Origin of the sequence: Luteitalea pratensis (genome assembly GCF_001618865.1) — a bacterium.
In the GTDB taxonomy this organism is placed as follows: Bacteria; Acidobacteriota; Vicinamibacteria; order Vicinamibacterales; family Vicinamibacteraceae; genus Luteitalea; species Luteitalea pratensis.
The window spans coordinates 6,555,767-6,575,582 of sequence record NZ_CP015136.1 but is presented as its reverse complement, the minus strand read 5'-3'; the positions used below and the strand labels follow the sequence as shown (position 1 = coordinate 6,575,582).

Below are 19,816 nucleotides of genomic sequence, written 5' to 3'. Positions count from 1 at the left end.
CGAGGCGTCGACCCCGCGCCTCCGCGCGCCTCGGAGATGGACGGCTCGGAGAGCCGTCCCTACCAGTGTCCGGAATCCTTCGACGTTCGGCGTTCGTCAGAGGATGTGTAGCCGCCGATCTTGGTCGGCGGTCAGGGAAGCGTCGAGCAAGCTCGACGCCTACACGCCGTGTGGTCGGTGTTGAGCCGTCGACCTTCAGGTCGACGGGCGGAGCGTTCGACGTCCGGACGCCAATGGCGTAGCCTGTACGCTTCATCAATGAGGTGGATGCAATGCAGCGAACTCTCTCGTTCCTCCTCTGGAGTGGCGTCGCGGTGGCGGTCATGAGCGGGATGGCGTTGGCGCAGCCGGCCGGCCAGCCGCCGCTCATCGATCGGGCGCTGTTCTTCGGCGATCCCGAAATCTCCGGGTCGCAGCTCTCGCCCGACGGCCAGTACCTGTCGTTCATCAAGCCGTTCAACGGCACCCGCAACATCTGGGTCAAGAAGGCCGACGAGCCGTTCGCCAACGCCAGGGCGATCACCAACGACCAGAAGCGGCCGATCGCCAACTACTTCTGGAGCCGCGACAGCAGGTACGTCCTGTATTCGCAGGACCAGGGCGGCGACGAGAACTTCAACGTCTACGCCGTGGATCCGAAGGCCGCGCCTGCCGCGGGTCAGCCGGTGCCGGTCGCGCGCAACCTGACCGATGCCAAGGGCGTGCGGGCATTGATCTACTCGGTCCCCAAGAGCGATCCCGACGTCATGTACGTCGGCATCAACGAGCGCGACAAGGCCTGGCACGACCTGTACAAGGTCAAGATCTCCACCGGCGAGCGCACGCTCGTGCGCGAGAACAAGGACAAGGTCGCCGGCTGGGTGTTCGACGAGGCGGGCCAGCTGCGCCTCGGGGCGCGCACCACCGACAACGGCAGTACCGAGATCCTCCGCGTCGACAAGGACGCCCTCGTCAAGGTCTACGAGTGCAACGTGTTCGAGACCTGTCAGCCGATCCGCTTCCACAAGGACGCCACGCAGGCCTACCTGATCACCAACAAGGGCGACGTCGACCTGATCGGCCTCGTCCTGTTCGACCCATCGTCGAGCAAGACGACACTCGTCGAGAGCGATCCCAAGAGGCGCGTCGATCTCGGTAACGCGGTCTTCTCCGACAAGACCGGCGATCTTCTGGCAACGCAGTACGAGGACGAGCGCGTCCGCTGGTACGTGAAGGAACCGTCGTTCAAGGCCGACTTCGACTTCATCGAGAAGCGCTTCCCGGGCAAGGACGTCAACTTCCAGTCGTCGACCGCCGACGAGCAGCGCTGGATTGTCGTCGTGGCGAGCGACACCGACCCAGGTGAGGTCTTCGTGTACGACCGCGCCACCAGGAAGGTCACGCCGCAGTACAAGGTGCGCGAGACATTGCCGCGCGATCAGCTCGCGCCGATGACGACGCTCACGTACCCGTCCTCGGATGGCCTGCAGATTCCCGCGTATCTCACGCTGCCCCGAGGGATACCCGCGAAGGCCCTGCCGCTCATGGTCGTGCCGCACGGCGGGCCATGGGGGCGCGACACCTGGGGCTACGACACCTTCGCGCAGTTCCTCGCCAATCGCGGCTACGCCGTGCTCCAGCCCAACTTCCGCGCCTCCACCGGCTACGGGAAGAAGTTCCTGAATCTCGGCAACGGCAAGTGGGGCGAGACCATGCAGGACGACATCACCTGGGGCGTGAAGCACCTCGTGGCGCAGGGCACGGTGGATCCGAAGCGCGTCGGCATCATGGGTGGCTCCTACGGTGGCTACGCCACGCTCGCGGGTGTTGCCTTCACTCCCGACCTCTACTCGGCTGGCGTCGCCATCGTCGCGCCGTCCAATCTGCTGACGCTGCTCGATTCGATCCCGCCGTACTGGGAATCGATCCGCACGGTGTTCAACGTGCGCATGGGCGATCCGGGCAAGGCCGATGACAAGGCACGGTTGATGAAGCAGTCGCCGCTCAACTCGGCCGACAGGATCCACACGCCACTGATGGTGGTGCAGGGCCAGAACGATCCACGAGTGAAGCGCGCCGAATCGGACCAGATCGTCATTGCGCTGCGCGACCGCGGCTTCCCGGTGGAATACCTCGTCGCGCCGGACGAGGGCCATGGCTTCGCGCGGCCGGTCAACAACATGGCGATGATCGCCAGCACCGAGAAGTTCCTTGCCAGGCACCTTGGCGGGCGGTTCCAGGAGGAGATGCCGGCCGACGTCGCGACGCGGTTGAAGGAGATCACGGTGGATCCGAAGACCGTAACGCTGACAGCGGCCGCGACCGCTGCCGCGGGAGCGCCGAAGCCCGCGGCGGATCTCGCACCGATGAAGGCGACCTACTCGGCGTCGATCGCGATGGGTGGCCAGAGCATGGCGATGAAGATCGCGCAGGAGGCCCGCGAGGAGAACGGCACATGGGTGTTCACCGAGACCGCCGACACGCCGATGGGCGCCGCCACCGATTCGGCCGTCATCGAGAAGGGCACGCTGCTCATCAAGAAGCGCACGGTCAAGCAGGGGCCGGCCGACATCGCGCTGGACTTCTCGGACAAGGCGATCACGGGCACGTTGGCCATGAACGGCCAGTCCCGGCCGGTGAACGTCGCACTCGACGGCCCGGTGTTCGCCGACGGCCCCGGTTCGCACGCGGTGATTGCGCACCTGCCGCTCGCCCAGGGCTACACCACGTCGTTCCGCAACCTCGACCTCCGCTCGCAGAAGGTCGAAGTCAAACAGCTCGCGGTGGTGGGACGCGAGTCGGTCACGGTGCCGGCCGGTACCTTCGACGCCTGGAAGGTCGAGGTCAAGGGTGCCGACGGCGGGGTCACCACGCTGTGGGTGGCCGCCGACTCACGCCAGGTCGCGAAGATCTCCGCGACACTGCCGGCAATGAATGGCGCGGTGCTGACCGCGGAGTTGGAGAAGTAGGTAGGGACGCCTCTCCGAGGCGTCCATCTCCGAGGCGTCCATCTCCGAGGCGTCCATCTCCGAGGCGTCCATCTCCGAGGCGTCCATCTCCGAGGCGTCCATCTCCGAGGCGTCCATCTCCGAGGCGTCCATCTCCGAGGCGTCCATCTCCGAAGCGTCCATCTCCGAGGCGTCCATCTCCGAGGCGTCCATCTCCGAGGCGTCCATCTCCGAGGCGTCCATCTCCGAGGCGTCCATCTCCGAAGCGTCCATCTCCGAGGCGTCCATCTCCGAAGCGTTCATCTCCGAGGCGTCCATCTGTCCGGACGCAGGCTGAGGGTCGAGGACATGGACCGCTCGGAGAGCGGTCCCTACCTGTTGACGATGGCGAGGACGATGAGGATGGCGAGAATGATCAGCGCCACCTTCACCCAGCTGATCGGGTACGTGCCGCCCATGCGCCCGTTCGAGGCGTTGACGACTACCTGGTAGGACCGGCGCCCGTACATGTAGGCCATCACGTACACCGGCACCAGCACGTGCTTGAACGTCCGGCCGCTCCACGCCGGCGACATCTGGAGGTTCTGATACGTGTCGCCAGGGATCGCTTCGATGCACATCTGGCGGACCTCCGCCTGCATGCGCACCAGTCCCTGCTCGGCGGCGTCCACGAGGATCACCTGGTACTGCTCGACGACGTGGCCCGAGAGATAGGCCGTGTCGTAGGACAGCAGGTCCTGCGTCGGGAACGGCTCGACCTGCGCGAGCAGGCCGTGGTCGATGCCCCGGGTGCCGGGAATGAGCAGGTCGTCGAAGAAGTGATCGATCACCCCTGACGCCGGCGACCACCGCACGCGCCGTACCCGGTTGTTCCCCTGTTTCTCGTAGTAGTAGTGCCCGGCCTCGGCCCGCCACGGGCAGTGCACGCGTGCGTCGAACGTCCAGTAGGGGATGTAGAGGCCGTGCAGCGTATCGACAAGGGCCTTGCGCTTGAAGGCATTGGGTGCGAGCCACTTGCTTGCGAACCATTGGCGCACCGTGTCACGCACCTGCGCCTCACTGGTCCGGAACGGCAGCAGGCTCGAGGGCGTGACGGGCGCCTTGGTGGCGGCATAATCGACCAGCGCCGGCGACCCGCAGAACTCGCAGTTCTGTCCAACGCGTGCCGCCTCGTAGACCATCACCGCCTTGCAACTGCGGCACTGCACGCTCTTTGTCTCGGCCTGCCAGCCGCGCTGGGTGTCGTCGGTCTCGCGCAAGGCCCGTTCGAGGTCGAGTTCCTCGATGGGGCCGGTCCCTTCCTTGAAGGAGTACTGCGCCTCGGTGCCGCAGAACGGGCACACGAGCCGCTGTCGCTCGGCATTCCACTCCGCCTGCGCGCCGCAGGCGATGCAGAGATGCTTCTCGAGGGCGGTGATGTCCTGCGGGACTGGTGGAGTAGGCGTCGACACGGTGAGATGGTAGGGACGCCTCTCCGAGGCGTCCATCACCTCATGTTCGGCGAGGCGATGGCCCGCTCGGAGAGCGGGCCCTACCGACGAAGTGAATCAGTTGGCCAGGTACGAGTCGAGCGCGGCCTTCGTGATGCGGTACGTGGTGCCGATCTTCTTGGCCTTCAACTCGCCGGCCTCGATCACCGCCATCACGTCGGCATCGGAGACGCCGAGCACCTTCGCGACGTCGGCGACACCGAGCAGGTCGACCGTCGGCACCGCTGCCGCAGGAGCGGCACCCGGGACGGCCGCGGGACCGCCGGCCACCGGCGGCGTCGGCGGCGCTCCGCCAGCCAGGCCCTGCTGCATCATCTGCTGGGCGATGCCGAAGCCCACCGCGAGTTCGGACGCCATGCCTGCGGCCCCGGCACCGCCACCGCTCTCGAAGCCCTTGGCCATCTGATACTTGACAAAGTCGTTGAGGTTGCCGATGGCGGCCATGCTCGAACGCTTGTCGATCGCCTCCTCGACCTCCGGCGGCACCGACACGTTCTCGACGATGAACGACGCGATCTCGATGCCGTACTTGGCCGACGTCAGCGGGTTGATCAGCGGCAACAGCGCCTCGCCCAGTTCGCCGTAGCGCGTCGCCACGTCGAGCACCGGCACGGCCGACGTGGCCAGGGCGTCGCTGAAGATGCTGACGATGCGGGAGCGCATCGTGTCGGCGAACTCGTCGAGCCGGAAGTTGTGGTCCGACCCGGCCACTTCCTTCAGGAACAGCTTCGGATCGGTGACCTTGAAGTCGTAGGTGCCGAAGGCGCGCGCGCGGACGATACCGAAGTCCTTGTCGCGGAGCATGATGGGGTTGCTCGTACCCCACTTGTTGCCCGTGAACAGCCGCGTGTTGACGAAGTAGATGTCGACCTTGAAGGGCGACTCGAAGCCGTACTTCCACGACTTCAGCTTCGTCAGGACGGGGATGTTCTCGGTGACCAGCGAGTGCTTGCCCGGGCCGAACGTGTCGCCGAACTCGCCAAGGTAGACAAACTGCGCCACCTGCGATTCGCGAACGATCAGCTGCGCGCCGTTCTTTATCGCCTTGTCATCGTCCGGGTACCGGAACGAAATCGTGTCGCGCGAGTCGTCGGTCCACTCGATGACCTCGAGCAGTTGTCCCTTGATGAAGTCGAAAATCCCCATCGTTCAGTTGCCTCCGTAGCGCACTCATTGTACTCACGCCAGGTAGGGACCGCTCTCCGAGCGGTCCATGTCCTCTCCGAGCGGTCCATCTCCTCACACTGGGGAGTGTCTGGGGATGGTGACATCGAGGTGATGGACGCCTCGGAGAGGCGTCCCTACCAAACCGTCTCTGACATTCACGTGACACTACCCGCATGCTCGGGTGACACGAACGAGATACGCTCGGCCGCAGATGCGGTTCCGTGATTGGCTCCACCCACATCGCCAGTTGCTGCTGGCTCTGGTCGCCGTCGCGATCGTGTCCGCGGGCGCGCTCGGGTGGCTGGAGTGGCTCCTGATCCAGCAGGATGCGGCCCTGGCACGACAGCAGGAGACCCAGCGCCTGCAACAACAGGCCGAGACGTCTGCGGCGGCCTTGCGTGCGTCGCTCGCGGACTTGCCGCGCCTGGCAGGCGCCTCCACGGCCGCACCGCTCTGTCGGGAGCGCCCTGCTCCTGAGCACCGCCGACTCACGAGTCGACCTGAAGGTCGACTCCTACAATCCGGACTTGAAAAACCGAGGGCTTTCGACATTCCGGCATTCGCGGCATTCCGGCATTCCCACCGAAGCCGCGGATCGAGGCGAAGCCACAACCCCGGCGGAGCCTACACCGCGACCGACACCCTTTGCAGCTGGAACACCGCGCCGTTCTCGAAGCCGCCGGCGTGGCGATCGATGGTCTTGCCAGCGATCATCTGCACGATGACCTCGGCATACCGCTCCAGCTCCGCGACGTTCTCGTGCAGCCGTGCGGTGAGCGTGGCGTCGTCGATGCCGTCGCAGAGCTGACCCTGAAGGCGGTGCAGGTAGGGCATGTCGAGCAGCGACATCTGCTGGTAGCCGTAGCTGGCCTGATCCGTTTCGCTCCACTGCTTCAAGCGAGTCTGCATGCGCGCGTGCAGGAAGAAGAAGCGCGTGAGCAGGCCTTCGAGTTGCTGCATGTACACCATGTCGCGGTACTTGCGACGGAAATAGAGCAGCGCCGAAATCGCCCAGTAGCAGGCGTTGTCCCACGCGACCTTGACGGTCATCACCTGGGCGTTGCCCATGATCGGATACTGCCCGTCGTACAGCTTCATGAACGCCTGGAACAGCAGCAGGTACATGTGGCTGAAGAACGCGGCGTGGTGCGTGATGTCCTCGCCCCGGCGATCGCGGCCGATCAGCTCGGCGGCGATGTCGTTGCCGATGGCGATGAAGTCCGAGCCGGGCGAGTAGAAGGGGTCGGTGAAGACGCCCGCCTCGCCAATCAACGCCCAGCGATCCGCCGAGTACATCTGCGCGCACGAATGCGAGAAGTGCTGCAAGCCGAGGAAGTCGTCGAGATCGCCGCGGTGCGCCTCGAGCATCTCCGCACACTGCGGCTCGAACGCGTGCAGCCAGCCCATCGCCTTGTCGAAGCGATTCAGTGTCTGGTAGGGATGCAGCGCTTCGTCAACCACGATGCCGATGCTATGGCTGTCGGAGGCCAGCGGGATGAGCCACGTCCAGTACCCCTTGCCCATCAGGTGCACGGTGCTCATCCACCGTTCCTGCGCCGGCATCCACGACTGCCACGCGTCCTTGCCCGACCACTCGTCGATCTTCAGGCGACGACTCATGCGGAACCACACGGCGTTGGCGTTGTGCGAGGCCGGCCGCGAAAGACCGAGCTTGCGGCGGAGCAGCCCGGCGCGGCCACTGCCGTCGACCACCCAGCGGCCCTTGAACGCGTGCATCTGGCCATCGATCGTGATCTCGACGCGGTGGTGCGGGTCGCCGAACTGGATTGACGTCACCTTGCAGCCGTCGAGCACCTCGATGCCGGCTTTGCGACCCTCCTCGAGCAGGAAGTTCTCGAGTCGGCCGCGGTCCAGCTGGAACGACGGAATCCCGGGGAACGTCTTCGGTCCGAGTTCGATGCGCCCGGTGACGTCACGGTTGTCGCCGTCGGTGAAGAAGTACCGCAGGCCGAGCTTGTACAGCTGGCGCTCGACCAGGTGCGTCTCGAGGCCGAGAATCTTCGAGAAATAGTGCGCGCCGATCTCCACGCTGGACTCGCCGACCTTGTGGGCGGCTTCCGGCACCGGATGTTTCTTCTTCTCGGCGACGAGGACTCTGATGTCCGGGTGTTCCTGACGCAGCTGGCGAGCGAGGCAGAGGCCGGCAAGGCCCCCACCGGTGATGATCACGTCGTAGGTCATCAGGGGCATCCGTCAGGAACGGGAGTCGGGAGTCGGGAGTCGGGAACTCGGTGCTCGGGATTCGCCCTCACCAGGGCCGCGATCTTATCGCGCTCGGCTTTAGGTAGGGCCGGCTGTCCCAGCCGGCCATCTCCGCTGCCCCAGCCGGCCGTCGCGGACGCCTTCCATTGTGCGATGTAGTGGAAATCACGATATTGTCGGCCATGGATGCCGAAGTCTCGGCCGCCGATGCCAACCGGCGGTTCTCCGAGCTCCTCCGCCGCGCTCGTGAGGGGCACACCACTGTGATCACGTCGCACGGCAAACCAGTGGCGCGGTTGGTGCCGATGACGGCGGAGGATGAGCGGATCGCCGTCGCGCGGCGGGCGCTGTTCGACCGCCTTCGGCAGACGGGACCGGTCGAGACGCCACCCTGGACGCGCGACGAGTTGTACGACGAGCCGTGAAGGTCGCCCTCGACACCAACATCCTCGCGTACGCCGAGGGAGTGAATGGCGGCGCGCGTCAGGCGACGACGAACACCTGGCTCGAGGCGGCCCCGATTGGGGATGTCGTCATTCCCGCACAGGCGCTCGGTGAGTTGTTCAACCTGCTGGTGCGCAAGGCGGGGCGATCACCAGCCGATGCCCAGGAGGCGGTCCTTGCCTGGCGCAACGCGTATCCAGTGGTCGATACGTCCGCCGAAATCGTCGTGCAAGCGGCGCGGCTCGTTGCGCACCACGGATTGAGCACCTGGGATGCCGTCATCCTCGCAGCGGCGGGCGCGGCCGGCTGCCGCCTGTTGTTGTCCGAGGACCTGCAGGACGGCTTCAATTGGGGAGGCCTTACGGTGGTCAATCCGTACACGGCGTCGGATCGGTCGACGGACCGGTCCACCTCTGCCAAGGCTTCGGTGGACAGGCCGGCAAGCGATCCCTACCCGCCGCTCGGTTGGTTGCGCTGATCCTGCTATTCCCTTCGCAGGTCATCACGGGTGTGCGCTCAGGAGGTGCGACTCGGGAATCGGGAATGGGTACCCGGTACCCGTCTTACTTGCCCTCGCGCCTGCCTTGCGGGCGCTGGGTCCTGGCCGCAGGGTGGGCTTGGGCCCGGGTGACGTGCGCCGGGACCACGGCCTTGTCGGCGTCCTCGCCAGCGTGCGCGTCGGGCGCCGCGATGCCGTCCTGTTTCGCGAGGCGCTGCTTCAGTTGCGCCACCTTCTCCTGCGCGCGCTTCTTCGCGTCGGCCCTTGCGGTTGCATCGTTTGCCATGCGGTCATCCTACTCTGTCGAGCCCAATCCGGTCCGCGCGGCAGTGAGGGCCAGATTAAAGCTGGAATGCTGGAATGCCGGGAATGTCGAGAACGGACCGCCACGACTTCGCGGCGCGGCGGGATTGGCGGTCAGTCACCCGGCACGCGATCCGCGAGCCCCGGTGCCCGGAGGACCACAAAGAGCCTGCGCAATGCCGGGAATGCCGGAATGCCGGAAATGTCGAGAACGGATCGCGCGCCGCCGACCAGGGTCGGCGGCAACTCCTCGCGCCTGCTGACCGTCGACCTGAAGGTCGACGGCTACGTGCTGACGCGTCGCAATCCGCGTCCCGGTACCCGAAACAGGGGCCCGGTAACCAGGGGGTATAAGAGCCTGCGCAATGCCGGCATGCCGCGAATGCCGTCAATGACGCACGACCACCGCGCCGGGCGGCAACGCAGGAACTGACCCACAATCGGGCCATCGTCCGCCGACCAAGGTCGGCGGCTACACATTCCGGGGTGTAGGCGTCGAGCTTGCTCGACGCGATCCCGATCCGCGATCCGCGGTTTCGACTCGTCCGTTCCCGAGTTGCGTTCGGCGTTCGACGTTCTGTGTTCGTCGGCGGTCGACCGTGCACCCGGTCCCCGGTCCCCGGTTCCCGGTCCCCGGCCCCGTGTCTGCCTAATCAAATCTTCACGTTCATTAATGAGCCTATGGGCCTGCTTCAAGCTGCCCGCATTTCATCCATAAGCTGAACGCATACTTCTTGACCGTGGCATACACTGCTCGCACGCATCACTACCCGGCGGGACGTGTCCCCGCCGGTCTCCCGGTGAGCGGGGTGCCCAATGGACAACACGCAGTTGGCCCGGCGGCCGCAGAGCGGCCTGTACGACCCGTCTTTTGAACACGACGCCTGTGGCGTCGGGTTCCTCGCGCACCTGCGCGGGACGGCCTCGCACGACGTCGTCGATCGCGGCTTGAAGGCGCTCGAGCGCATGGAGCATCGCGGTGCCACCGGTGCCGAGCCCAACACCGGTGATGGCGCCGGCATCCTGATCCAGATTCCGCACGCGTTGTTCGAGCAAGAGTGCGCGCAAGGCCGCATCGTGACGCCTGACGATGGCAAACCGCTTGCGGAGCTGCCGCCTGCCGGCAAGTACGCGGTCGGCCTGATCTTCTCGTCGCCCGACCCGCAAGCCGCCGCGCTGGCCAAGTTGATCTTCGCGATGGTCGTGCGCCAGGAGGGGCAGCAGCTCCTCGGCTGGCGGCGGGTGCCGACCAACAACCGCAGCCTCGGGCAGACCGCGCGGTCGGTCGAGCCGGTGATGGACCACGTGTTCCTGGCCCCGGCAGCCAACGTGGCCGACGCCGCCGCGTTCGAGCGCAAGCTGTACGTGATCCGCAAGCGGTACCAGACGACCATCCGCACGAGCGGCATCGACGACACCAAGTACTTCCACGTGCCGTCACTGTCCTCGCGCACGCTGACCTACAAGGGGATGCTCACCCCGCCGCAGGTGCGTGACTACTTCCCCGATCTCGACGATCCGCGCACCACGAGCGCGCTCGCCCTGTTTCACTCGCGCTTCAGCACCAACACGTTCCCCAGCTGGGAGCTGGCGCACCCGTATCACCTGATCGCCCACAACGGCGAGATCAACACGCTGCGCGGCAACATCAACTGGATGCGCGCCCGTGAGGCGATGCTCTCCTCGTCGCTGTTCGGCGACGACCTCGAGAAGGTGCTGCCGATCGTCCGCGAGGGCCTCAGCGATTCGGCCTGCCTCGACAGCGTGCTCGAACTGCTCGTGCAGTCGGGCCGATCGCTGCCGCACGCGGTGATGATGCTCGTGCCCGAGGCGTGGGAGCACCACGACACGATGAGCGAGGAGAAGAAGGCGTTCTACGCCTACCACTCCTGCCTGGTCGAACCCTGGGATGGGCCGGCCTGCGTGACATTCACCGATGGCGTGCAGATCGGCGCCGTGCTCGATCGCAACGGCCTGCGTCCCGCCCGCTACTGGGTGACCGCTGACGACTACGTCATCCTCGCATCTGAGGTCGGCGTGCTCGACGTGCCGTCGAACCAGGTGATCGAGAAGGGCCGCCTGCAGCCCGGCAAGATGTTCCTCGTCGATCTCGCCGAGGGCCGGATCATCGCCGACGAGGAGATCAAGCACCGGATCGCGACCGAGAAGCCGTACCAGGAGTGGGTCAGCCAGCACCTGGTTCCGCTCGAGGCGCTGCAGCCGGCCGAGACGCCGGCGCCGCACACCGGCGAGTCCCTGCGGACGCTGCAGCACGCGTTCGGCTACACCCAGGAGGACATCAAGGTCCTGATGGCGCCGATGGCGCTCAAGGGCGAGGAGCCGATCGGCTCGATGGGCAACGACGCGGCCATCGCCGTGCTCAGCCGGCGCGCGCGGCCGCTGCCCGACTACTTTCAGCAGCTGTTCGCGCAGGTCACCAACCCGCCGCTCGACGCGATCCGCGAGAAGCTCGTGACCTCGGTCGGGACCGCCATCGGCCCCGAGCGCAACATGCTCGATCCGCAGCCCGAGAGCTGCCGGATGATCCTCTGCGAGAGCCCGTTCCTCGACAACTCGCAGATGGCGCGCTTCAAGGCGCTGCAGCGCTATGACCGCGCCGGTCGCCTGCTGCCGACGTCGCGTGATGACCAGCCGTTCTACGTGACCGTGCTCGACATGGTGTTCCCGGTGGCCGACGGCCCCGACGGGATGGAGCCGGCCATTCGTGCCATGTTCGCCAAGGCCGACACGGCGATCACCAACGGCGCGAAGGTGCTCGTGCTCTCCGACCGCGGCGTGACGGCCAAGAAGTGCCCGATTCCCGCGCTGCTGGCCGTTGCCGGGCTCCAGAACCACCTGGTACGGGCGCGCACCCGCACGCGCGTGACGTTGATCGTCGAAACCGCCGACGCGCGCGAGGTCCATCACTTCGCGACCCTGATCGGCTACGGCGCCAGCGCCGTGAACCCATGGCTCGCGCTCGAGTCGCTCGCGCAGTTGAAGGACATGGGACTGGCCGAACCCGACGTCGACGATGCGTACCTGCAGGGCAAGTACCTGAAGGCCGTCGAGAAGGGCGTGGTGAAGGTGATGTCCAAGATGGGCATCAGCACCGTCGCCAGCTACCGCGGCGCGCAGATCTTCGAAGCCGTGGGGCTCTCGAAAGAACTGGTGGATCGCTACTTCACCAACACCCCGTCGCGCATCGGCGGCATCGGCATGAAGGAAGTCGCCCAGGAGGCGCTGCTCAACCACGCCCGCGCCTGGACGCCTGCGCCGCTGGTCGAGCGCGAGCTGGTGCCGGGCGGCCAGTACCAGTGGCGTCGCGATGGTGAGCTGCACCTCTTCAACCCGGAGACGGTGTTCAAGCTGCAGCACGCGACGCGCGCGAAGCGGTACGACATCTTCCGCGACTATACGAAGACGGTCGACGATCAGGGCCGCGAGCAGGCGACCCTGCGCGGCCTCTTCACCCTGCGTACCGGCACGCGTCCGCCCGTGCCGATCGAGGAAGTCGAGCCGGTCGAGGCCATCGTCAAGCGGTTCGCGACCGGCGCCATGAGCTTCGGTTCGATCAGCGCGGAGGCGCACGAGACGCTTGCCATCGCGATGAATCGCATCGGCGGCCGCAGCAACAGCGGCGAGGGCGGCGAGGACCCGCACCGCTTCACGCCCGATCCGAACGGCGACTGGCGCCGCAGCGCGATCAAGCAGGTGGCGTCGGGCCGCTTCGGCGTCACGAGCCACTACCTCGTGAATGCCGACGAACTGCAGATCAAGATGGCGCAGGGAGCCAAGCCCGGCGAAGGTGGCCAGCTGCCCGGCAACAAGGTGTACCCGTGGATCGCCAAGGTGCGGTACTCCACGCCGGGGGTGGGCCTGATCAGCCCGCCGCCGCACCACGACATCTATTCGATCGAGGATCTCGCGCAGCTGATCTTCGACCTGCGCAATGCCAACCCGCGTGCCCGCATCAGCGTGAAGCTCGTGTCCGAGGTCGGCGTCGGCACGGTTGCGGCGGGCGTCGCCAAGGCCAAGAGCGACCTGATCCTGATCAGCGGCCACGACGGTGGCACCGGCGCCAGCCCGTTGACCTCGCTCAAGCACGCGGGCGTGCCGTGGGAACTCGGCCTCGCCGAAACGCAGCAGACGCTCGTGGCCAATCGCCTCCGTGACCGCGTCACGGTGCAGGTCGATGGCCAGATGAAGACCGGCCGCGACGTCGTCATCGGCGCGCTGCTCGGGGCGGAGGAATTCGGCTTCGCGACAGCTCCGCTCGTCGTGATGGGCTGCGTGATGATGCGCGTCTGCCATCTCGATACGTGCCCGGTCGGCATCGCGACGCAGAATCCGACGCTGCGGGCGAAGTTCACCGGCCAGGCCGAACACGTCGTCAACTTCTTCCACTTCATCGCAGAGGAAGTGCGTGAGCTGATGGCCCAACTCGGCTTCCGCACCGTGCAGGACATGGTCGGGCGGGCCGACCTGCTCGACGTGCAGCCGGCGGTGGATCACTGGAAGGCACGAGGGCTCGACCTCTCCCGAATTCTCGACACCGCGCACCTGTTCGGGGCCGAGGGGGCGCCGCCGCCGGTGCTGCACCGGACCGTCAAGCAGCACGTGGATCTCGGCGCGGTGCTCGACGCCGAGCTGATCGCGCTGGCCGAGCCGGCCCTGGCGCACCGCGAGAAAGTCGTGCTCGAACTGCCGATCAGCAACGCCAACCGCTCCGTCGGCACGATGCTCGGCAGCGAGGTGAGTCGTCGCCATGGCGGGCAGGGGCTCGCGCACGACACGATCGACATCGGCTTCCGCGGTTCTGCCGGCCAGAGCTTCGGCGCGTTCCTCCCGGCCGGCATCACCCTGCGACTCGAGGGTGACGCCAACGACTACGTCGGCAAGGGGCTCTCGGGCGGACGGGTGATCGTGCGGCCGCCGCACGATGCGACGTTCATCGCCGAGCACAACGTGATTGCCGGCAACGTCGCGCTCTACGGCGCGACCAGCGGCGAGGCGTTCATCCGCGGCGTGGTCGGCGAGCGGTTCGCCGTCCGCAATAGCGGCGCGGTCGCGGTCGTCGAGGGTGTCGGCGACCACGGCTGCGAGTACATGACCGGCGGTCGGGTCGTCGTCCTGGGGCGCACCGGTCGCAACTTCGCCGCCGGCATGAGTGGCGGCGTCGCCTACGTCCTCGACGCGGACGGCGACTTCGCGCAGCGCTGCAACAAGGAGATGGTCCTGCTCGAGGGGCTCGACCACGAGGACGACCGGTACGTGTTCGAATTGCTGGAGCGTCACCGCACGGTAACCGGCAGCACCCTCGCCGACCGCTTGCTCGGGCACTGGGACGCGACGCTGGCCCGGTTGGTGCGAGTGATGCCGATCGATTACAAGAAGGCGCTCGAGGCGCAGCGCGCCGAGTTGCAGGGAGTGGCAGTCTGATGGGCAAGGTGACAGGATTTCTCGAGCTCACGCGCGAGACGCCGACTCGCCGTCCGGTGCAGGAGCGAGTCCGCGACTGGGAAGAGGTGTACCAGCCGTTCCCGGTGGAGTCGTTGCGCGGTCAGGCCAGCCGCTGTATGGACTGCGGCATCCCGTTCTGCCACCAGGGGTGTCCGCTCGGGAATCTGATCCCCGACTGGAACGACCTCGTCTACCGGGATCGCTGGCGCGAGGCGACGGCGCGACTGCACACCACCAACAACTTCCCGGAGTTCACGGGACGCCTCTGCCCGGCGCCCTGCGAGGCGTCGTGCGTGCTCGGCATCAACGACCTGCCGGTCACGATCAAGCAGGTCGAGGTGTCGATCATCGACAACGCGTTCGAACAGGGCTGGGTCATCCCGGAGCCTGCCGCGAAGCGTACGGGCAAGAAGGTCGCCGTCGTCGGATCGGGGCCGGCAGGCCTGGCCGCGGCGCAACAACTGGCGCGTCAGGGCCACGACGTGGTGCTCTTCGAACGGGCCGACCGCATCGGCGGTCTGCTGCGCTACGGCATCCCCGACTTCAAGATGCACAAGCGTCTGCTCGATCGGCGCCTGGAGCAGATGGCGGCCGAAGGCGTGGAGTTCCGGGCCAGCGTCGACGTTGGCGGCCAACTCACCGGCGAGCAGCTTCGCAAGGACTTCGACGCGGTGTGCCTCGCGGTTGGCGCGACGCAGGCGCGGCCGCTGACCGTGCCGGGGGCGGACCTCGAGGGCGTCCACCTCGCGATGACCTATCTCGAACAGCAGAACCGGGTCGTCGCCGGCGACGACGTGGTGTACGAACCGACGCTCGACGCAAAGGGCAAGCGAGTGATCATCCTTGGCGGTGGCGACACCGGCGCCGACTGCCTTGGCACGGCGCACCGCCAGGGTGCCGCCAACGTGCGCCAGTACGAGATCGCGCCGCGCCCGCCCGACAGCCGCAGCCCCTCCGACCCGTGGCCGCAGTGGCCCAACATCTACCGCGTCTCGGCCGCCCACGAGGAAGGTGGCGAGCGCGAGTACGCGATCATGACGACGAAGCTCGAAGGCGAGAACGGCGTCCTGAAGCGGCTGCACGGCGTCCGCGTGGAGATGGTGCGCAAGGATGGCCAGCTGGCGTTCGAGCCCGTACCCGGGACGGAGTTCAGCGAGGACGTGGACCTGATCTTCCTCGCGATGGGCTTCACCGGCCCGGAGCCCCTGCCGCTGTTCACGCAGCTCGGTGTCGAGTGCGACGTGATGGGCCGCGTCAAGGCCGACGCGGTGACGCGCCAGACGACCGCGCCCGATGTCTTCGTCGCCGGCGACGCCCGTCGCGGCGCCTCACTCATCGTGTGGGCGATCGCGGAAGGACGCCAGGCGGCCGAGCAGATGGGGAAGTACCTCGTTAACGCTTAACGCTTAACGCCAAAACGCCGAATGCTTGATGCTCGGTAGGCGAGTGGCCGGGCTCGGAGAGCCGGCCCTACCTTCTTTGATGCCAAGGCCAATGGCCGAGGGCCGAAGGCCGATTAGAACGCCAAGCGTCAGTCGTTAGGCGTCAATGGCAACTCGCCACGACCGACGATGTGCATGAGCGCGTCGACGACGGCAGGATCGAACTGGCGCCCGCGCTGACGTTTGAGTTCGTCGAGCACCTCCGACAGCGGCCACGATTTCTTGTAGGCGCGCGCATGTGTCAGTGCATCGAAGACGTCGGCCACCGCCACGATGCGGCTCACCAGCGGGATCGACTCGCCGTTGAGCCCATCGAGGTAGCCGGTGCCGTCCCACTGTTCGTGATGCGTGCGCGCGATCTCCTCTGCCATCTGCAGCAACGGATGGGTGCTGCCCGACAGCAGGCGTGCGCCGATCCTGGTGTGCGTCTTGACGACGGAGAACTCGTCGTCGCTCAGGCCTCCGCCTTTGAGCAGGATGCTGTCGGGCACGGCGATCTTCCCGAGATCGTGGAGCGGGGCAGCGAGGCGGAGCAATTCCACCTCCTCGGCCTCCATGCCCAGCTCCCGCGCGAGCGAGGCCGACAGGCGTCCCACCCGCTCGGTGTGCTGCATCGTGTCGTCGTCGCGAAAGTCCGCGGCGCGCGACAGGCGATGCAGGATCTCGAGCTGCGCCTGCTCGAGATCTTCGGTGCGCTCCTTGACGCGCGCCTCCAGCATCTCGTTCTGCGCCTGCAGCGCGAGGTACAGGTATCGCGCTTCCAGCAGGTTGCGGATCCGCAGGACGATCTCCGTGGCGTCGAACGGCTTGTTGACGAAGTCCTTGGCGCCGAGCGAGAGCGCACGCTTCTTCAGGTGCGTGTCGGCGTCGGCGGTGATGAAGACGATCGGCAGGTAGCCGTCGGCGGGCAGCAGCGGCGCGAGCTGATCGAGGACGCCGAATCCGTCGAGGTCAGGCATGTGCAGGTCCAGGAGGACGAGATCTGGCCTGTGCTCCTCGAACAGCGGCCGTGCCTGCTGCGGGTGCGTCGTCGTGATGACATGTTCGAAGCCGGCACGGCGGAGGAGCCGGTCGATGATGTTGACGTTCTGAACCTGATCGTCGACCGCGAGGATGCGCGCCTCGGGCCACGAGAACTCCGCCATGGATGGACGATCCTGACGCGCCGGCGACGACGCTGTCAAAGTCAAAAACGCACACGGGCGGATTGGCGCCCGTGGATCACGCCAGGTGGATGGGCGGCGCTCATGCTATCGCAGGGGGCACCGCCAATTTCAGGAGTTCAGAATTTCAGAAGTTCACCTGCCACCGCCAACCATCGGAGCGTTGAGGTGGTCCTGCAATTCTGAAATTTTGAAATTCGAAATTTGAAATTGTCTAGGAGGATGCCGATTCGGTCGAGTCGCGACTGACCGCCATGCGCTGATAGAGATAGGACGCCGCCACCAGCAATGCCCCGAGCCCGAGCACGCTGAGCATCCGGTAGACGCGATCGAGTTCCGCGATGTCCTTGGTCAGGACCTTCAGTATGGTGAGGGCGAACAGCGCGATGGCCAGGTAACGCGCCGGGGCGTATCCCCGGCGAAAGCCGGCAGCGACGAGCCCCACCGCATACAACGCCCAGGCCACGGAGAGCGCGACCTGCTGCGCCAGCTCCGCGCGCGCGGCACCCGCGGGCAACCCCGCAGCGCTCGACGCGTAGGCCCGTTCGCCGAAGACGAGCGCGATCTCGGCGGAAATCCAGGCGATGGCCAGCACGTTGGCGCCGATTATCAGGCCATGACGCACGGGGGGACCTGCGACGGGGTCGGGGTCATCGTTGGCGCGAGCGGCGAGCCACGCCATGGCGCCGACGATGACCAGCGTCGCGAACGCGCGCGTGTTGACGATCGGCCACGTGCCGACCGCCATCGGCTGGATGAGCGCATCGATCAGCCGCAGCGCGCTCAGGATGAGCAGGCCGACGGCGCCGGCATCCAGCCAACGGTGGCGTGAACGCAGCGCCGTGTGCCCGAGGGCGGCGCCTTCGATGGCCCACCCGATGGCGACGAGCGGACCCTCGAACCATTCGCTGACGGCGACCGCGCCGATCGACGCGCCCAGCGCGACGAACTGCGACGACAGCACCGGCATGCGCACGCGCAGCACCGCCGCGACGGCCAGGTTCCACAGGGCCAGGCCGGTGAGGATGGGCGCGTTCCACCAGGCCGCGTGCTCCGCGAAGAACGCATAGAGCGTCAGCGGCAGGAACGCCCCCGTCGCATGGGTGTGGACCAGTTCGGAGAGCGGAACCGGGACAGCGGGGTCGTCATCGCTGAGGTCGCGCCACTGGCCGGCCAGGTGCAGCAGGTACAGGGCGATCGCTGTGACGATGCCGGCGGCGTACCAACGGGGCGTGGCGAGGTGCTGCAGCCAGTCGGCGAACGGCAACATGACCAGCACCAGCACGATTGTGCGAGCCCATCGCCAGCCTGCGTGGTACGTGCCCGAGAGCCCGGCGACCGTGGCGACCAGGAGGTAGACGAGGAACGTCCCCTGGGAGCGGCCGATCAGCCATAGCGCCGCCGCGTGGTAGAGCAGCGGCGCCGACAGGAGCACCCAGGACGCTGGGATCGCCAGCGACGATCGTGCGCGCTGCCGTCGCAGCGCGATGATCATCCCGATCACGATCCCCAGGTGCACCGTGAGGAGCAGCAGCGTCCGCAGGCCCAGGGCCGGACGGTAGAAGGTGGCCGCCCACGCCGCCGACATCAGGACCGCGAGTGCATACGCGAGCACGGCGATGCCGGCCCAGGCGTGGCGCACGACCATCGCCAGGGCGCCGGCCAGCAACAATGCGTTGTAGACGAACAGGAACAGCTGCCGATCCTCGCTGCCACCCACGAGCACGGGCGTGACGAAGGCCCCGAGGAGCGACAGCGCGGCGAGCACCTGCACGCGGTGCCGGTCCGCGAGCCACGTGCCAAGCGCAGTCACGGCGAGCATCGCCGCGAAAGCCAGCGGTGGCGCAATCAGGCCGTACACGTGCAAGGCGGCATAGATGGCCACGTACAGCACGACGAGCCCGCCACCGCTCAGGGCGTGCCCGAAGAAGGCGAGCCCCTGCCGGACGAACCGCTGACCGAACCACAGCAGGGCCCCGCCCGCAGCCAGACCGGTTGCCACACGTAACGGCTCGCTCACCCATCCGTTGTCGAACGCGAACTTGATGAAGTAGCTGAGCCCGAGGACCAGCGAGCCGATGCCGGCGTACAGGAGCCAACGTGCGCCGATCCGTTCCTCCAGGGAATCGGCCGTCGGCATTCGGCCGTCGGCCTTCGGGAGCCCCGACACGTCGGGTTCGCCGATGGGTGGTACGGAAATCGGGCGCAGGGAATCCGCGGGTGCCGCGAGCGCTGCGGCCGACGTTGCGGCTTCGATCGGCGTCGATGCGCCCATCAATGCTGGGGCTGCGGTGGGCACTGGCGAGGGTGCCTCGCGCTCGTCGAGCACGTCTCCTACCCGCGAAGGCGTTGCGAGCGTGGCTTCGCCAGGCGCCTCGATTGACCCCGTTGGCATCGGGGGCGGTGGGGTGGCGGCGAGGTCGCGCACCTCTGCCACCCAGGCCGCCCGCGCCGGCCCGGCGTCGGACTGCGTCGGCGGTGCCGCCGTCATGGGAGGCGTCGCGCGAAGCGCGACAATCTCCGCGTGCAGGGCCTGCACGTCGCGGGCGAGCGCGTCGGCTCGCTGCAAGGCCTTCGATGCGCGCAGGTACGACAGCACCGGCAGGACGAAGGCCACCGCGAGCGACGCGCCGAGGAACACGAGTCCGATCAGGATTTCCACGGTGTGCCGCCGAGTATAATCTGCGGGTTACGG

General features: G+C 67.0%; 12 protein-coding genes and 1 pseudogene. 7 read left to right on the top strand and 6 right to left on the bottom strand.

Going from position 1 to position 19,816, the window contains the following annotated elements; translation table 11 throughout:
• Window positions 1–272 precede the first annotated feature (272 nt).
• Both LuPra_RS27685 and LuPra_RS34700 read left to right on the top strand, forming a co-directional pair.
• Window positions 273–2,948 carry a S9 family peptidase gene (locus tag LuPra_RS27685; protein WP_234800584.1) on the top strand — a complete coding sequence of 892 codons (2,676 nt, stop codon included), beginning with the start codon at window positions 273–275 and terminating at the stop codon, window positions 2,946–2,948.
• 66 nt (window positions 2,949–3,014) lie between these two features.
• Window positions 3,015–3,200: pseudogene (locus LuPra_RS34700) on the top strand (pentapeptide repeat-containing protein); the annotation flags it as partial.
• A gap of 98 nt (window positions 3,201–3,298) precedes the next feature.
• On the opposite strand, the gene LuPra_RS27675 reads toward LuPra_RS34700, so the two are convergent.
• The 3 genes from LuPra_RS27675 to LuPra_RS27665 form a co-directional block, all read right to left on the bottom strand.
• The gene (locus tag LuPra_RS27675) at window positions 3,299–4,378 is read right to left on the bottom strand and encodes a TFIIB-type zinc ribbon-containing protein (RefSeq protein WP_110174901.1); all 1,080 of its coding nucleotides are present in this window, start codon (window positions 4,376–4,378) and stop codon (window positions 3,299–3,301) included.
• Between the two features lie 96 nt (window positions 4,379–4,474).
• The gene (locus LuPra_RS27670; protein WP_110173761.1) at window positions 4,475–5,563 is read right to left on the bottom strand and encodes an SPFH and helix-turn-helix domain-containing protein; all 1,089 of its coding nucleotides are present in this window, start codon (window positions 5,561–5,563) and stop codon (window positions 4,475–4,477) included.
• A 645-nt stretch (window positions 5,564–6,208) separates the two neighbouring features.
• Window positions 6,209–7,786 (bottom strand): NAD(P)/FAD-dependent oxidoreductase, encoded by a 1,578-nt coding sequence (locus LuPra_RS27665; RefSeq protein WP_157899768.1) that lies wholly within the window; start codon window positions 7,784–7,786, stop codon window positions 6,209–6,211.
• A gap of 203 nt (window positions 7,787–7,989) precedes the next feature.
• Between LuPra_RS27665 and LuPra_RS27660 the strand changes: the two genes are divergently transcribed.
• On the top strand, window positions 7,990–8,232 hold the full coding sequence (locus LuPra_RS27660) for a type II toxin-antitoxin system Phd/YefM family antitoxin (RefSeq protein WP_110173759.1): 243 nt from the start codon (window positions 7,990–7,992) through the stop codon (window positions 8,230–8,232).
• Entirely contained in the window at window positions 8,229–8,729 is a 501-nt protein-coding gene (locus LuPra_RS27655; protein ID WP_110173758.1) for a PIN domain-containing protein, read from the top strand. Before LuPra_RS27660 ends, LuPra_RS27655 begins: the two co-directional genes overlap by 4 nt.
• Before the next feature lie 85 nt (window positions 8,730–8,814).
• Here the strand turns inward: LuPra_RS27655 and LuPra_RS27650 are convergent, their stop codons facing one another.
• Window positions 8,815–9,036: a hypothetical protein gene (locus LuPra_RS27650; protein ID WP_110173757.1), complete on the bottom strand. Its 222-nt coding sequence runs from the start codon at window positions 9,034–9,036 to the stop codon at window positions 8,815–8,817.
• A 219-nt stretch (window positions 9,037–9,255) separates the two neighbouring features.
• Here LuPra_RS27650 and LuPra_RS27645 point away from each other — a divergent pair, with 219 nt between their 5' ends.
• From LuPra_RS27645 to LuPra_RS27635, 3 genes are all read left to right on the top strand, one after another.
• Entirely contained in the window at window positions 9,256–9,486 is a 231-nt protein-coding gene (locus tag LuPra_RS27645; RefSeq protein ID WP_157899767.1) for a hypothetical protein, read from the top strand.
• 383 nt (window positions 9,487–9,869) lie between these two features.
• Entirely contained in the window at window positions 9,870–14,495 is a 4,626-nt protein-coding gene (gene gltB, locus LuPra_RS27640; protein WP_110173755.1) for a glutamate synthase large subunit, read from the top strand.
• Window positions 14,495–15,919, top strand: a complete 1,425-nt coding sequence (locus LuPra_RS27635; protein ID WP_110173754.1) for a glutamate synthase subunit beta — start codon at window positions 14,495–14,497, stop codon at window positions 15,917–15,919. The genes gltB and LuPra_RS27635 overlap by 1 nt, the downstream gene beginning before the upstream one ends.
• A gap of 128 nt (window positions 15,920–16,047) precedes the next feature.
• Here LuPra_RS27635 and LuPra_RS27630 read toward each other — a convergent pair whose 3' ends face one another.
• Both LuPra_RS27630 and LuPra_RS27625 read right to left on the bottom strand, forming a co-directional pair.
• Window positions 16,048–17,103 (bottom strand): HD domain-containing phosphohydrolase, encoded by a 1,056-nt coding sequence (locus tag LuPra_RS27630; RefSeq protein ID WP_110173753.1) that lies wholly within the window; start codon window positions 17,101–17,103, stop codon window positions 16,048–16,050.
• Between the two features lie 232 nt (window positions 17,104–17,335).
• Window positions 17,336–19,783 carry a DUF2339 domain-containing protein gene (locus tag LuPra_RS27625; protein ID WP_110173752.1) on the bottom strand — a complete coding sequence of 816 codons (2,448 nt, stop codon included), beginning with the start codon at window positions 19,781–19,783 and terminating at the stop codon, window positions 17,336–17,338.
• Window positions 19,784–19,816 lie beyond the last annotated feature (33 nt).